Here is a 15,157-nt window from a genome sequence, read left to right as displayed (position 1 = left end):
CCTTTCGTCGTCCTGCGGTGCGGCTGGTCGAGGTGCGGTCCGGTCCGCCGCAGGCTGGTGCGGTACCGGTGGTGGGGGGTCAGGCGCCGTGCGGGAGCAGCGCCTTGACGCGTTCCAGGGCGTGCTGGGTGCGTATGCCGTCCTCGGCCCACTGCTGGGAGAGGGTGGCGGTCAGTTCGCGGGGCGACTGGGCGCGCAGGACCTCTTCGACGGGGACGGGGAGGGTGAGTGCGTCCTCGACCACGGCGGCGATCTCGGCGGCGCGCCGGGAGTCGCCGCCGATGGAGGTGAGGGTGTCGTCGGGGCCGCAGGCGGGGACCTGGCACACGGCGGCGAAGACGGAGGAGAGGAAGGCGGTGATCAGGCCGGCGTCCTCCTCGGCGGCGAGGGTCGTGTGGGCGGTGACGGCGTGGCCGCCCAGGTCGCCGGTGAGGTGGCGGGTGCGGGCCAGGGAGTGCTGGATTTTTCCGCTGGTGGTGCGGGGGATGGTGCGGGGCGGGCAGAGGACGACGGTGTGTACGCGGGCTCCGGTGGCGGCGAGTACGCGTTCGCGGATGTCGGCGGCGAGCTGTGCGGGGTCGTGGTCCTTGCCGGCCACTTCCACGGCGATGATGATCTCCTCGTCCGGGCCGCTGAACGCCGCTGCGGCGGGGCGGACGGCGGGGTTGTCCTCGACGGCGGCGGCGCACAGGTCGTGGGCGTGGTGGTTGACACCGTTCTGGATGAGGACGTCCTTGCGCCGGCCGGTGACGGTGAGGTGGCCGTCGTGGAGTCGGCCCAGGTCGCCGGTGCGCAGGTAGCGGGTGCCGTCGAGGGTGCCGAAGAGGTCGCTGTCGGGGATGCCGGTGGTGTTCCAGTAGCCGGTGCTGATGCTGGGGCCGCTGATCCAGAGTTCCCCTTCGGTGCCGTCCGGTACGGGCTGTGTGGTGTCGGGGTTCACCACGGCGAGGTGGTGGCCGTCGATGACCGGTCCGCAGTCGACGCGGCCGTCCTCGCCGGTCTCTTCGGGGCCCGTCCAGTGGCGGCCGGTGACGATGAGGGTGGCCTCGGCCAGGCCGTAGCAGGGCAGGAACGAGGTGGCGTGGAAGCCGTGCGGGGTGAAGCGCCGGGTGAAGTCGGTGAGGGTGGCGGGCCGGATCGGTTCGGCGCCGTTGAAGGCCAGGCGCCAGGTGCTCAGGTCGAGGCCGGAGAGGTCGGCGGTTTCGGCGCGGCGCAGGCACAGGTCGTAGGCGAAATTGGGTCCGCCGGTGTGGGTGATGCCGAGTTCGCTGATCTGTCGCAGCCAGTCGAGGGGCTTCTTGAGGAAATGCATGGGGGACATGAGGCGTACCGGGAATGCGCCGTGGACCGGGGTGAGGATGAATCCGATGAGTCCCATGTCGTGATACGGCGGCAGCCAGGAGATCACCCGTGCTGTTTCGTCGAGGCGGAACACGTCTGAAATCGCCTTGATATTGGCGAGGAGATTGCGGTGTTCCAGGACGACGCCTTTGGGTTGCCCGGTGCTGCCGGAGGTGTACTGGATGAGGGCCACGTCGTGGGGGGCGGGTGCGGTTTCGAGGAGGTGGTCGATGTCCCGCTGCGGGGGTTGGTCCTTCTCCGGTTCGCCGGTGCTGTCGAGGGTCACCACGCGGGGCAGTCGTCCGGCGGGGAGGCCGGCGGTCAGCAGGCCGAGGACGGCGGGGTCGGCGAGCAGGGTGGTGGCGCGGGAGTCGTCGAGGATGCGGGCGAAGCGGGCGGCGATGCGCTCGGTCGGGCCGAACAGCGGCGGGTAGCAGGGCACCGCGGGTACGCCGGCCAGGAAGCAGGCCCATACGGCGATGACGAAGTCCAGGCCGGGCGGGTAGAGCAGCAGGGCGGGCCCGCCGGGGCGGGTGGTGTCCGCCCGTAGTCGTGTCGCCGCCCTGGCCGCCCGGTCGAGGAGTTGTCGGTAGGTGAGGGTGTCCACTCGGCCGTCGTCGTGCAGGTACTCGTAGGCCGTCCGGTCGCCGCGGGTGGCGGCGTGTCCGGCCAGGGTGTGCACGAGTGTGGAGCGAGCGGGGGTCGACATCGGCGGACTCCATTTCCCTTGGCCGCTGGGGCCCTGTGTGTCTCGGTGGAGCGGGGACCGTGGGACGGCAGCACGGAAGGCGCCGGACGTGCCGCCGCACCATCAAAGGGGCCGTGTCTCTCGTTCGGGTCTCACTTCGTTTCTCACTCGGCTCTCAGTTTCTTATCGCTCGCCTATCAGGCGGGCGATGGGTCATTGACGTGCCCTCCCTTGGAACTGGTAGGCATTGATGGCCGCGTTGTGACTCGGTCGGGAGATCTGATTCCTGGGCCTGATCCGGTGGTGTGGGAGCAGTGCTTTTCGCGATTTACGTTCGTCATCTCCTGTGGAGGTACGCGTGGGCCCGGTCCGGCTGAGTTCGAGGTGGTTCAGATCCTTCGGTGAAGTGACGGAGCCGCTCTGCGAATTGGTCTGTCTGCCGCATGCCGGGGGCAGTGCGTCGGTGTTCGGGAACTGGCACCGTCATACGTCGGCGCTGCGGGTCACCGCCGTGCAGTTGCCGGGGCGGGAGGCCCGGATCCGGGAGCCGGCGTTCACCGAGGTGGGCGCGCTCGTCGATGCGGTGGTGCCGGTGTTGCGGCCGCTGACGGGGCGGCGTTACGCGTTGTACGGGCACAGCATGGGTGCCTTGGCGGCGTATGAGCTGGTCCGTGGGCTGCAGGTCCGTGAACTGCCGTTGCCGGTGGCGCTGTTCGTCTCCGGCCGGGATGCGCCGGGTTACGGCGACGCCGAGGAGATCCGGCATCTGCCGGACGAGGAGCTGCTCGGCCGGCTGCGGGCCTGGGAGGGGCTGGATGTTCCGGTTCTGCCGCAGTACGCCGATCTGATCGAGCTGATGCTGCCCACCATCCGGGCCGATCTGACGCTCGCGGAGACCTACCGGCATACGCCGGGGCCGCCGCTGCCCGTCCCCGTGCGGGTGTTGCGCGGATCGCGGGACCCGCTGGTGCGGGGCGGTGACGGCGGCTGGAGCCGGCATACGTCGGTGGACTGTGACGTACGCGAGTTCACCGGCGGTCATTTCTTCGTGCAGGACCACGAGAGGAGTGTCGTGGCGTACATCGAGACAGCCGTCGGCGCACTGCTGGGAAGGGAGGCGTGGAGCCGATGAGCAGTTCCTCGTATGTCGGCGGTGTCAGCAGTGGGGAGATCCGCGACTACAGCGACTACTTCGTGCTGCCGGCGGCGCCGGCTCAGCGGAGTCTGTGGTTCGTGTGCCAGCTCGCGCCGGAGAGCAACGCCGCCTACAACGTGGTCAGTGCGGTCGGTCTGGCCGGTGACCTGGATGTGGTGCTGCTGCAGCAGGCGGTCAACGAGGTGGTGGCCCGGCACGAGAGTCTGCGCACCGGCGTGGGTCTGGTCGACGGGGTGCCGCATCAGCTGGTGCTGCCCGAGGCTCTGGTGTCGGTGCCGGTGGTCGACTGCTCGGGCCTGCCGTCGCGGGAGGCCGGGGCGCGGGTGCAGCGTCTGGCGCGGGAGCAGGCGGAGCAGCCGTTCGCCCTGGACGCGCCGCCGTTGGTGCGTCTGGTCCTGGTGAAGGAGGGGCCGCGGCGGCACACCCTGATCGTGACGGTTCATCATCTGGTGTGTGACAGCTGGTCGATGGATGTGTTCTATGCCGATCTCGCGGCCGCCTACCGGGGGTTGAGCGAGGGCGGCGGTGCCGGTTGGGCCGAGCTTCCCGTGCAGTACGCGGATTACGTCGGCTGGCTGGAGCGGGAGGTCGCCGGGGAGCGGATGGAGCGGCTGCTGGGGTACTGGCGCGAGGCCCTGGCGGGCACGGAGCCCCTGCGGCTGCCGGTGGACCGGCCCCGTGGTGAAGGGGCCGGCGGTGCGGGCGGCCGGGTGGAGCAGCGGCTGGCTCCCGAGGTGGTGGCCTCTTTGGAGGGTCTGGCCCGGCAGTCGGGCGGGACGCTGTTCATGGTGCTGCTCACCGGGTTCATGGTGGCGCTGGCGCGGGTGACGGGGCAGGACGACGTGGCCGTGGGTACGCCGGTGGCCGGGCGGCACCATCCCGACGCCGAGCATCTGGTGGGGTTCTTCGCCAACACGCTGGTGCTGCGTGCCCGGCTGCCGATGCGGGAGGGGTTCGGTGCGGCCGCGTCCGTGGTCCGTGATGTGTGTGTGGGCGCGTTCTCGCACGACCGGATGCCGTTCGACCGGCTGGTGCGGGAGGTCGGGCAGGCCCGTGCTGTGGACCGCAATCCGCTGTTCGACGTGATGTTCTCGATGCCCAACACACCGGGTACGGCGGTGGAGTTGCCCGGTCTGACGATGAGCCCGGTGGAACTGACCGGCACGGCGGCGAAGTTCGATCTGTGGCTGACGGTGCTGCCGGACGGCGACGGGCTGCGCCTGCAGCTCGACTACAGCCAGGGGCTGTACGACGAGGAGACCGCGGCCCGTATCGGGGAGCTGCACCGGCAGATCCTCACCCAGGCGGTGCGGGAGCCGGAGACGCCGGTGGGGGCGCTGCCGTCGGGGGGCGGGGGCGGGGGCGAAGGCGTCGCCCGGCGCGTTCCCGACGCCGTTCCCGTTCCCGACGCCGTTCCCGTTCCCGGTGCCGGGCGCACGGTTCTTGACCTGCTTGCGGGGCGCGGCGCGGAGGAGGTGACGGTGTCCGCCGCGGACGCCGTGGTGAGTCTGGGTGAACTGCGTGACTGGGCCGCCGCGCTGGCCCGGGCGCTGCGCGCGGAGGGCATCGCCGGTCCGGGGACCGTGGTCACCACTCCCCCGCAGGCGTCGGCGGGTCTGCTCGCCGTCGTCCTCGCGGTGTGGGAGGTGGGGGGTGTGGTGGCGTACGGCGATCGCCACGACCGCGACGGCGCCTTCGTGCGGCGGGACGAGGGCGAGCCGGGTGGGTGGCTGATCACCACCGGGCCGCGTTTCGATCCGGTGGGGGCCGGTGCCGTGCCGGGCCCCGGCGCACCCGCGTGGCGGGGGGCGGGCGGTGGGCCGGCGTGGACGCACGGGGCGCTGGCCGCCGCGGTGGCCGCGGTGGCCGAGCGGCTGTCGGTGAGCGCCGAGGACGACGTGCTGCTGCTCGGCGATGACGTGCCGCCGTCCCCGCTGGACCTGCTGATGCCGTTGGTGCACGGCCGCAGCCTGATGCTGTCGGGGCCGGCGCCGGCGCCGGGCGGGCCGCCCGGGGCGCTGGTGCTCGCCGCTCCCCCGGCGTGGCAGCGGGCGCTGACCGCGGGGTGGACGCCGCCTGCGGGGTCCCGGCTCGTCTGCGTCGGCGGGGTCCTCGACCCGGAGCTGGTGGACATGCTGGCGCGCACCGGCTGTCAGGTGTTCCTGGGCCGTCCCGCTCCCCGGCCGCTGGCCACGCCGCTGGCTCTGGCGCCGCTCGACGGCTCGCGGGGCCGTCACCTGGGGCCTGCCCTTGCGGGCACCGTCCGCAGCGTGCTCGACGTGCGAGGCGTTCCGGTGCCCGAGGGAGTGGTGGGCGAGCTGCATCTGGCCGACGCCGCGCATCCTCCGGTTTCGGCCGGGCTGCTCTGCCGTCGATCCCGGGGCGGTGCCCTGGAGGTCCTGGGGCCCGCGGAGGGACGGCTGTTCGCCGGGGATCAGGTGATCACGGCGGCGGCGGTCGAGCAGCGGCTGTGTGCCCTCCCGGGCGTGCGCGGCGCGGCCGTGACGGCCGATCGGCGTGGCGCTCTCGTCGCCTGGCTCGTCGCGGAGGGCACGCCGGCCGGGCGGGCGGAGCGGGAGGCGTTCGCCGCCCAGGTGCGGGCCCGGGCCCGGGCCGCGCTGCCCGCCTGCGAGGTTCCCGAGGTGTTCGTGGTGGTCGACGGACTGCCGCTGGGTGCCGACGGGGCGGTGGACCGCGGGGCGCTGCCCGCGCCGCCGGAGCAGCCGGCGCAGGGGCTGGAGGACGCCGCGCCGCGCAACGACGTGGAGCGGCAGCTGCTGGAGCTGTTCCGGGAGGTTCTGAAGCTGCCGCAGGTCGGTGTGCACTCCGATTTCTTCGGCCTCGGGGGTCATTCCCTGCTCGCCGCCAAGCTGCTCAGCCGGGTACGGGAGGAGTTCGGTCTCCAGGTGCCCGTCCGGGAGTTCTTCCGTCAGCCGACCCCGACCGGTCTCGCCGCGGCCGTCGAGGAACTCGAGCGGGCCCGCGAGCGGCGGCCCACCGTCGACGAGGCGGTGCTCAGCCAGCTCGCGGGGATGTCCGACGACGAGATCGACCAGCTGCTGCGGCAGCTGAAGTGATCCGCGCGAGCCACATTCGCACAACCGACCACCTCACATCACCAGGAGCCACGCATGGGTATCGACGACGCCGACACGGTCTTCCAGGTCGTCATCAACGAACAGGACCAGTACTCCGTCTGGTTCGCCGACCGGGCGGTGCCGGCGGGCTGGTCCGCCACCGGCCGGACCGGGAGCAAGCAGGAGTGCCTCAAGCACATCGAGAAGGTCTGGACCGATATGCGTCCCCGCTCGGTTCGCAAGCGCGCTGCCTGACCACCACCACAGCGAGGACGGGAGTCCGCACATGAGCACGGCGCATGAGATCAGTTCACTGTCCGCTGACGAGAAGCGCGCGGCCCTGGCCGGTCTTCTCGACGGCTCGGCATCGGCGTTCACCAGCAACCTCACCCTGGAGCAGCGCCGTCTGTGGCTGCTGATCCAGCTGGACGAGAAGCGGCCGTGGCAGACCAGCACCGCGGTGCGGCTGTCCGGCCGGATCAACCCGGCCGTGCTCCAGCAGGCGCTGGCGGCGGTCGTGCAGCGCCATGAGGTGCTGCGCACCACGTTCCGCACGGTGGACGGCAACGCGCTCGCCACCGTCAAGCCGGTGGCGTCGCTGCGGCTTCCGGTGGTCGAGGTCGATCCCGGCCGTCTGGAGGAGGAGCTGGAGCGGATCGCGGCGGCCGAGACCCGCCGCCGGTTCGACCTGGCGCAGGGCCCGCTGGTGCGGGCGAGTCTGCTGCGGCTCGGGGAGGAGGACCACATCCTGCTCCTGACCGTCCATCAGCTGGTGGCCGACCGTCCCTCGGTCGGGCGGCTCACCGACGAGATCCTGTCCGGGTACGCCGGGCAGCTCGGCGGCGGCGGTGCGGCCGGCGCCGGTGTCGCGAACATCCAGGCCCTCGGCTCCGCCCAGCAGGCGTGGCTCGGCGGTGACGACGCGGAGCGGGACGTTGCGTTCTGGCGCGGGCGGACGTCGGGTCTGAACACCCTGGAGCTGCCCACGGACCGGCCGCGTCCGCCGGTGAAGACCATCGACGCCGACGTGGTGAGCGTCTCCGTGCCGCGCGGGCTGCACGCGGCTCTCGAGGGGGTCGCGGCGGCGGGCGGCGGCACGCTGTCCGGGGTGCTGCTGAGCGGGTTCGCGGCGGTGCTCTCGCGCCATGCCCAGCAGAGCGACTTCGCGGTCGGTGTGCCGGTGCCGCCCACCTGGCAGGAGGGCGCCACCGATCTGGTGGGTCCACTGGAGAACACGCTGCCGCTGCGGTTCGAACTCGAGGCGGGCGAGTCCCTGTCGAGTCTGCTGCGGCGCTCGCAGTCGGTGCTGTCGCAGGCGCTGGGGCATGCGCGGCTGCCGTTCGAGCAGATCGTGGACGCGGCCAAGCCGGCCCGCGACCTGAGCCACACGCCGCTGTTCCAGGTGCTGTTCGGTTTCGAGGAGCAGTGGGCGGTCCGCGAGCTGCCGGGCGCCACCGCCCGCCCGGTCGACCTGCCGGTCACCTGGACGGCGCACGACATCGACCTGTACGCGGTGGTGCGCGACGGGGAGCTGGTGCTGCGCGCGCAGTTCAACACCGCCCTGTTCGACCGGGACACCGTCGAGCGGCTGCTGGGCAGGATGCTGCTGCTGCTGGAGTCGGCGGCCGCCGCTCCCGAGCGTGCCCTGGCGGACTTCCCGCTGCTCAGCCATGACGAGCAGGAGCGGCTGGCCGCCTGGAACGCCACCGGTGCCGAGTACGGGGGTCCGTCTCTGCTGCACGAGCTCGTCGAGCAGAGCGCGGCGGCCCGCCCCGACGCGGTGGCGCTCACCTCCAGCACGGCGGAGCTTACGTACGCCTCCCTGAACCTGCGCGCCGAGGCGCTGGCCGCGCGGCTCGCGGAGCACGGAGCGGGTCCGGAGAGCCGCATCGGTGTGCTCGCCGACCGTTCGGTGCACACGATGGTGGCCCTGCTCGGTGTGCTCAAGGCGGGCGGCGCGTATGTGCCGATCGACCCGTCCTATCCGGCGGACCGGATCGCGGCCATCACCGAGGACGCGGGCATCGAGTGCGTCGTCGGCGCCGAGAGCGCGCTTAAGGCCCTGTCGGGCAAGCTGCCCGGCGTGCGGGGTGTGCCGCTGCCGGTCGCCGACCCCGAGCAGCCGGTCGAGCGGGCCGCGGTGGAGGTCGCCCCGGACGGCCTGGCCTACATCATCTACACCTCGGGTTCCACCGGCCGTCCCAAGGGTGTGGCGGTGGAACACCGGCACATCGTGCACTCCACGCTCGCCCGGTCGGCGTGCGAGCAGCCGGGGCTGCCGGAGCGCTATCTGGTGCTCGCCCCGTTCACCTTCGACGCCTCCGGCGGTGGCCTGTACTGGACGCTGCGGCGCGGCGGCACGCTGGTCCTGCCCAACGAGACGGAGGTGCTCGACCCGCGGCTGCTGAGCGAGCTGATCCGTGCCAAGCAGGTCACGCACGTCGACGGTGTGCCCTCGCAGTACGCCGTGCTGCTGGAGACGGACGACGAGGCGTTCGCGTCGGTGCGCACCACCGTCCTGGCCGGTGAGGTGCTGCCGCCCGGCCTGGTGGAGACGCATTTCCGTCGCTCGCCGGGGGTCGCGCTGTTCAACGAGTACGGTCCCACCGAGGCGACCGTGTGGGCGTCGGTGCACGCGGTGTCGGCCCAGGACGCGCGCGGCAGCCGGGTGCCGATCGGCCGTCCTATCCCCAACGCCCGTATCCATCTGCTCGACAAGGCGCTCAACCCGGTGCCGCCCGGGGTGCCCGGTGAGCTGTACATCGGTGGTGCGGGTGTGGTGCGCGGCTATGTCAACCGGCCGGCGATGACGGCCGGGAGCTTCCTGCCGGACCCGTTCTCCGAGGAGCCCGGGGCGCGTCTGTACCGGACCGGTGACCTGGCCTGTTTCCGGCAGGACGGCACCATCGAGTTCCTGGGCCGCGCCGACACGCAGGTCAAGATCCGTGGCTTCCGTATCGAGCTGACCGAGATCGAGAACGTGCTGCGGCGCCATCCGCTGGTGGCCGCCGCGACGGTGATGGTGCGCGAGGACCAGCCGGGTGTGCCCCGTCTGGTGGCCTACGTCGTTCCGGTCATCGGCCGGGTGGTGACGAAGGAAGCGCTGGTCAAGCATGTGCTGGAGCAGGTGCCCGACTACATGGTGCCCAGCGCGTTCGTGACGCTGGAGAAGATGCCGCTCACCCGTAACGGCAAGACGGACACCGCGGCGCTGCCCGCCCCGGACCTGGGTCTGGAGGACTTCGTCGAGCCGGGCACCGAGCTGGAGGCGGAGATCGCCGAGACGTTCTGCTCGCTGCTGGGGCTTGCCACGGTCAGTGCCACCGCGGACTTCTTCGAGCTGGGCGGCAACTCGCTGCTGGTGGCGCGGCTGACCGCGCAGCTGTCGCGGACGCACGGGGTGACGCTGCCGGTGGAGCAGATCTTCCGGGTGCCGACCGTGGCCGGTGTCGCGCAGGCCATCGAGGAGGACCGGCGCCAGCGCGACAACGTCGACAGCGAGGTCCTGTACGCCCAGCAGCTGGAGGAGCTGCACGCGGAGATCACGCTTCCCGAGGAGATCACGCCCGGGAATCTGCCGCGCGCCGAGCTGTTCAACCCGCGCCATGTCCTGGTCACCGGTGCCACCGGCTACCTGGGCGCGTTCATCGTGGTGGAGGCGATCAAGCGCACCGAGGCGATGGTGCACTGCCTGATCCGCGCGGAGAACGAGGAGGCCGCGTGGGAGCGCATGGAGCAGACGCTGCGCACCTACCACGCCTGGGACGAGTCCTACCGCTCCCGTATGCGGATGGTCATCGGTGACCTGGCCAAGCCCCGTCTGGGCCTGGACGACGAGGACTTCGCGGCCTGCGCGTCCGAGATCGACGTGATCTACCACAGCGGTGCCGTCGTCAACTTCACCTATCCGTACGAGGCGGCGCGGCCGGCGAACGTCGAGGGCACCAAGGAGGTGCTGCGGCTGGCCACCACCGAGACGCTGAAGTCGGTGCACTTCGTCTCCAGTGTCGACGTGTTCATGGGCACGGCCACGGAGCGCCCGTTCACCGAGGAGGACCTGGACCCGCGGCCCATCAAGATCCCCACGGGCTACCCGCGCAGCAAGTGGCTGGCGGAGAAGATCATGTACATCGCGCGGGACCGCGGCATCCCGGTCACCATGCAGCGCCCGTGGATGATCACCGGCCACACCGAGACCGGTGCCTCGCACCACACCGACTACCTGTACGTCTACCTGCGGGGCTTTTTGGACCTGGGGGTGCTGCCGCTCTACAACGACGTCATCAACGCGGTGCCGGTGGACTTCACGGCCGAGGCCATCGTCTACACGTCCCTGCGGGAGGAGAACTTCGGCAAGAACTTCAACATCACCAACCCGGCGCCGACCACGATGACGCAGTGCTACCAGTGGCTGCGCTCGTTCGGTTACGACCTGAACGTGATCGACGAGGAGGACGCCCGCCAGCAGGCCCTGAACGTCGACGAGGACCACATCCTGTTCCCGATGACGCCGCTGCTGCGCGTGGCCACGATGCGCCACGCCGCGCTCGACCCGGAACTGCAGAAGCAGATCAACCCGATGGACGAGTGCCGGATGCTCACCGAGGCGCTCGAGGGCTCGGGCATCAGCTGCCCTCCGGTCAGCGAGGAGTGGGCGCACTCCTGCTTCCGCTTCCTGGTCGACGCCGGCTATCTGCCGGCACCCGAGGACATCGTGCCGCAGGACGCCGCCAGTTGATCGCGGCGAAAGGGGATGTGATGAACATACGAGAATGCTTGCGTGTGCCGGGGCCGGGGGGGTGCGCGTGATCCGCTACGTGAACCTCGACGACGCCGACCGGAGCGCGCTGCGCACGCTCACCGCATCGGTGCTCGCCCGGTACGGGTCGAGCAGCGCACCGGAACTGTTCGACGACCTGCCGTCCCAGGGCCACCGGCTGCCGTCGTCCCTGGTCAAGGAGTTACAGGAGTTCCGGGCCGGTGAAACGGCGTCGGCCCTGGTGGTGCGGGGCGTGCCGGTGGGCGACGACCGGATCGGTCCGACCCCGCAGCACTGGCACGACGTACCGCGGGACACCGAGGCCGAGGCGCACGCGGTGTTCCTGCTGCTGGCCTCGGCACACCTCGGTGACGTCTTCGGATGGTCGACGTTGCAGGGCGGCCGGCTCGTGCACGACGTGCTGCCCATGCCGGGGCAGGAGGAGTCCCAGAGCGGGCACGGCACGGTGGAGCTCGCCTGGCACACCGAGGACGGCTTCCACCCGTACCGCTGCGACTACCTGATGCTCCTGGGGCTGCGCAATCACGATGCCGTGCCCACGGTGGTGGCCAGTGTGGACGATGTGGAACTGACGGACGGTCAGCGTGCCGTGCTGTCCGAGCCCCGGTTCCTCATCCGCCCGGACACGCTGCAGCTCAAGAACGCGCAGCAGCTGACCGAGCACCAGGGTACGGCGCACTCCATCCATCTGATGGAGGACGATCCGGAGCCGTGCGCCGTGCTGTTCGGCCATCCCGAGCAGCCGTACCTGCGCATCGACCCGGAGTTCATGTCGGCCCTGCCGGGTGATGGGGAGGCCACCGAGGCGCTGGACGCCCTGTGCCGGGAGCTGCAGCGCAACCTGGTCGACGTGCCGCTCAGTGCCGGGGATCTGCTGGTGGTCGACAACTTCAAGGCGGTGCACGGGCGCAGCGCGTTCAAGGCCCGGTTCGACGGCACCGACCGCTGGCTGAAGAAGGTGGTCGTCACCCGGGATCTGCGCAAGTCCCGCACGCACCGGCGCACGGCGCGGGAACGCGTCCTGATCTGACGCCCGTGACGAGAGCAGGAGGAACCGTGTCCGACAACACGAGGCCGGTGGCGGACAGTCCGCTCGCCGACGCCTGGCTCGTCGGCGGCCCGGCGGACGTGCCGGCGCTGCGCACCCGGCTCGCCGCGCAGCGGCCGCAGGTCACGCTCACCGTGCACGACCTGACGGGCGTGGCGGACGAGTCGGCGTGGGGCGAGCTGGTCCGGGAAGAGGTGGCCGCCGCCCGCGCGGACACCGGGCACGCCCGCGTGCTCCTGGGCCGGCTCACCGAGAAGCGGTTCCTCCTGGTCGTCGTCACCGCCGCCCCGCTGCCGCCGGCCGCGGTCATGCGGTGGCTGTTCACCCCGGGCTCCCCCTTTCCGCGGGCGGGGGCCGGGGACGTCGCGGCGCCCCTGGCGGCAGAGCTGCCGGCCGCCCTGCGGTCCGGCGGTTCGCCGTCGGGGGTCGCGGCGACGGTGCACATCCCGGCCGGGCCGGTCGCCGACCGGCTGCGGGCGGCCGGGATGCCCGCCGAGGCGGCCCTGGCGGCCGCCGTGAACCTACTCCTCGCCCGGTACGGCGGCCCGGAGGAAAGCCGACTCCTCCTCGCGGGCGCCGACCCGGCGGCGGTGTCCCTGCGGGTGGACGAGACGCTCAAGGGGACCGCACTGCTGCGGCGGGCCGAGCGGGCGGTCGACGCGGGCACCCCCGTGCCCGCGCAGACCCGGGCGACGCTCGCCGTGGCCCCGGGCGGGCGGCTGGGGGCGCAGCGCGTCGGCGACCGTACGGTGGCGGGGGTACGGCTCCCCGACGCCGTGGCCCGGCACGGCCTGCTGGTCCTGCTCGACCCCGACGGGGACGGGCTGCGCGTCGACTACGACACCGGGCTCTTCGAGCCGGACGCGGTCGCCGCGTTCGCCGCGCGGCTGCCGGGCGTCCTTCAGGCGCTGCTCGGCGACACCCCGGTCCATGACATCGACGCGCCGACCGGCGCGGAGCGGGCCGCGCTCCAGGCGTGGTCACGCGGCCCGGCGCGCCCGGTGGAAGAGGTGTGCCTGCACACCCTGGTCGAACGGTGCGCCCGCCGCACCCCGGACGCGGTCGCCGTGGTGTGCGGCGACACCGAACTCACCTACCGTGAACTGGACTTCGCCGCCAACCGGGTGGCCCACCGGCTGCGCGCCGAGGGCATCGGACCGGGCCGCCTGGTGGCTCTGCTCACCGAGCGCGCCGCGCAGTCGGTGGTCGCGATGCTCGGCGTACTGAAGTCGGGCGCGGCCTACGTGCCCATCGAGCCGACCTATCCGGCGGAGCGCATCCGGCACATCCTGCGCGACGCGGGCGCCGACGCGCTGCTCGCCCCGCGGCCGCCCGAGGCCGACGTGCCGGTGCCGGTGCTGCTGCCCGCCGACATGGAGGGCCTGCCCGGCCACTGCCCCGGAGTGCGGGTCAGCCCCGACGACACGGCGTACGTCATCTACACCTCCGGTTCCACGGGGGTGCCCAAAGGCATCGCCGTGCACCACGGGGCGATCGTCGCGTCCACCGCGGCACGGGCCGCCGCCGGGCCCGCGCCGGGCCGTGATCTGGTGCTGCCGCCGCTGTGCTTCGACGGTGCGGCGGGCGGCATGTACTGGGCACTGACCGGTGGCGGCACCGTGGTGCTGCCCACCGAGAAGGAGGCGCACGACCCGATCGCGCTGCTGCGGCTGCTGGAGCGCGCGGACATCACCCATGTCCACGCCGTGCCCTCGCACTACCGGATCGTGCTCCAGGTCGCGGACGCGACGGTGCTGAGCCGGTTCGCCATGGTGGCCGTGGGCGGGGAGCAGCTGACACCCGAGACCGTCGCCGAGCATCTGCGGCACTGCCCCGACGCGCCGCTGTTCAACGACTACGGGCCCACCGAGTGCGCCGTATGGGCGACCACGCACCGCTGCGGGCCCGCGGAGCCGGCCGGCGCGGGCATCCCGATCGGCCGCCCGGTGCCCAACTACCGTGCCTACGTGCTCGACGCGCGGCTGCGGCCGGTACCGCCGGGCGTGCCGGGCGAGATCTACCTCGGCGGTCCCGCCGTGGCCCACGGCTACCACCGTCGGCCGGCGCTCACCGCCGAGCGGTTCCTGCCCGACCCGTTCGAGGCCGGCCGGCGCCTCTACCGCACCGGTGACCGCGGCCTGTGGTCGCCCGGCGGGCGGCTGCACATCCTCGGCCGGGTCGACCACCAGGTGAAGGTCCGCGGGTTCCGCATCGAACTCGGCGAGGTCGAGGCGGCGCTGCGCCGGCATCCGGCGGTCGCCGACTGCACGGTGCTGCTGCGTCAGGAGAAGGCGGGCGAACGGCTCGTCGCCTTCGTGGCGCTGGACACCGAGGTCGCGGACGCGGAACTGCGCCGGAAGATCGCCGAGACGCTGCCCGACGCGATGCGCCCCGATCACATCGAGGTGCTGCCCGCGCTGCCGAGGACGGCGGGGGGAAAGGTCGACGCGCTCGCCCTGCGGTCCATGGCGATCGCCGGCCGGTGATGAGGCCACCGTGCGCTGCGCACGGGCGCCGCACGGCCATGTGATCGATCCGTTCGGGGTGGTGGGACCTCCGTGCCCCTGCCCTGAGACGTGGCGAGAGGGCGGACGGACGTGACCGGGTTCGTACGGGACGTCGCGGGGCCGGGACGGGCCGCGCCGCACGGGTCGTCGGGTGCGGGTGGTCGGGTGCAGGTGGTCGGGTGCAGGTGGTCGGGGAGGGAGTCCCGGGCCGGGATCTCCCCCGCGAGAGCCGCGCCGGTTACGGCCGCAGGCCGGTCGGCGTGCGCTTGACGGCCGTGCTCGACGAGGCCGCCCCGGGCCCGCGCCCCTCCGGCACCCCGCACCCCGCATCCGGCATCCGGCATCCGGCATCCGGCATCCGGCATCCGGCATCCGGCATCCGGCATCCGGCGCAGGGTGGACGCCCTCGATGTGCTCCTCGGCCCGGGCGGCACCCTCACCGGCGCCGGTACTCCAGGCAGCCGCCTTCCACTCCCGCCCCCGCCCCGCCGCGCCCCGCCGCGGGCGTGCCCCTGCCGCAGGGGCCCGAAGGCGCGCGGCACGGAGGGGCCGGGCCGGGT

Annotated in this window: 7 protein-coding genes and 2 pseudogenes; 8 read left to right on the top strand and 1 reads right to left on the bottom strand. The window is 72.5% G+C overall.

Translation table 11 applies throughout. From position 1 onward, the window contains the following. Positions 1 to 79: 79 nt before the first annotated feature. On the bottom strand, positions 80 to 2,050 hold the full coding sequence (locus OG202_RS46170; RefSeq protein WP_328222103.1) for an AMP-binding protein: 1,971 nt from the start codon (positions 2,048 to 2,050) through the stop codon (positions 80 to 82). Positions 2,051 to 2,435: 385 nt separating this feature from the next. Here OG202_RS46170 and OG202_RS46165 point away from each other — a divergent pair, with 385 nt between their 5' ends. The 8 genes and pseudogenes from OG202_RS46165 to OG202_RS46140 all read left to right on the top strand — a co-directional run bounded on the left by OG202_RS46165 (position 2,436) and on the right by OG202_RS46140 (position 14,576). Beyond that, on the top strand, positions 2,436 to 3,161 hold the full coding sequence (locus tag OG202_RS46165; protein WP_326585349.1) for a thioesterase II family protein: 726 nt from the start codon (positions 2,436 to 2,438) through the stop codon (positions 3,159 to 3,161). Then, complete coding sequence (locus OG202_RS46160; RefSeq protein ID WP_327726201.1) at positions 3,158 to 6,262, top strand: condensation domain-containing protein; 3,105 nt, start codon at positions 3,158 to 3,160, stop codon at positions 6,260 to 6,262. Before OG202_RS46165 ends, OG202_RS46160 begins: the two co-directional genes overlap by 4 nt. A 54-nt stretch (positions 6,263 to 6,316) precedes the next feature. Continuing rightward, entirely contained in the window at positions 6,317 to 6,517 is a 201-nt protein-coding gene (locus tag OG202_RS46155; RefSeq protein WP_326585347.1) for an MbtH family protein, read from the top strand. A 31-nt stretch (positions 6,518 to 6,548) separates the two neighbouring features. Continuing rightward, a pseudogene (locus tag OG202_RS46710) lies at positions 6,549 to 7,940 on the top strand (condensation domain-containing protein); the annotation flags it as partial. Continuing rightward, a pseudogene (locus tag OG202_RS46705) lies at positions 7,923 to 9,446 on the top strand (non-ribosomal peptide synthetase); the annotation flags it as partial. The pseudogenes OG202_RS46710 and OG202_RS46705, both read left to right, overlap by 18 nt. Further along, positions 9,435 to 11,000 carry a thioester reductase domain-containing protein gene (locus OG202_RS46700; protein WP_443052368.1) on the top strand — a complete coding sequence of 522 codons (1,566 nt, stop codon included), beginning with the start codon at positions 9,435 to 9,437 and terminating at the stop codon, positions 10,998 to 11,000. The pseudogene OG202_RS46705 and the gene OG202_RS46700, both read left to right, overlap by 12 nt. A gap of 67 nt (positions 11,001 to 11,067) precedes the next feature. Further along, positions 11,068 to 12,072, top strand: coding sequence for a guanitoxin biosynthesis L-enduracididine beta-hydroxylase GntD (gene gntD / locus OG202_RS46145; RefSeq protein ID WP_326585345.1), 1,005 nt, complete (start codon positions 11,068 to 11,070; stop codon positions 12,070 to 12,072). Positions 12,073 to 12,098: 26 nt separating this feature from the next. Continuing rightward, complete coding sequence (locus tag OG202_RS46140; protein ID WP_327726203.1) at positions 12,099 to 14,576, top strand: amino acid adenylation domain-containing protein; 2,478 nt, start codon at positions 12,099 to 12,101, stop codon at positions 14,574 to 14,576. Positions 14,577 to 15,157 lie beyond the last annotated feature (581 nt).

This window comes from Streptomyces sp. NBC_00310, assembly GCF_036208085.1.
Lineage (GTDB): Bacteria > Actinomycetota > Actinomycetes > Streptomycetales > Streptomycetaceae > Streptomyces.
This window is presented reverse-complemented; position numbering and strand designations above follow the sequence as displayed.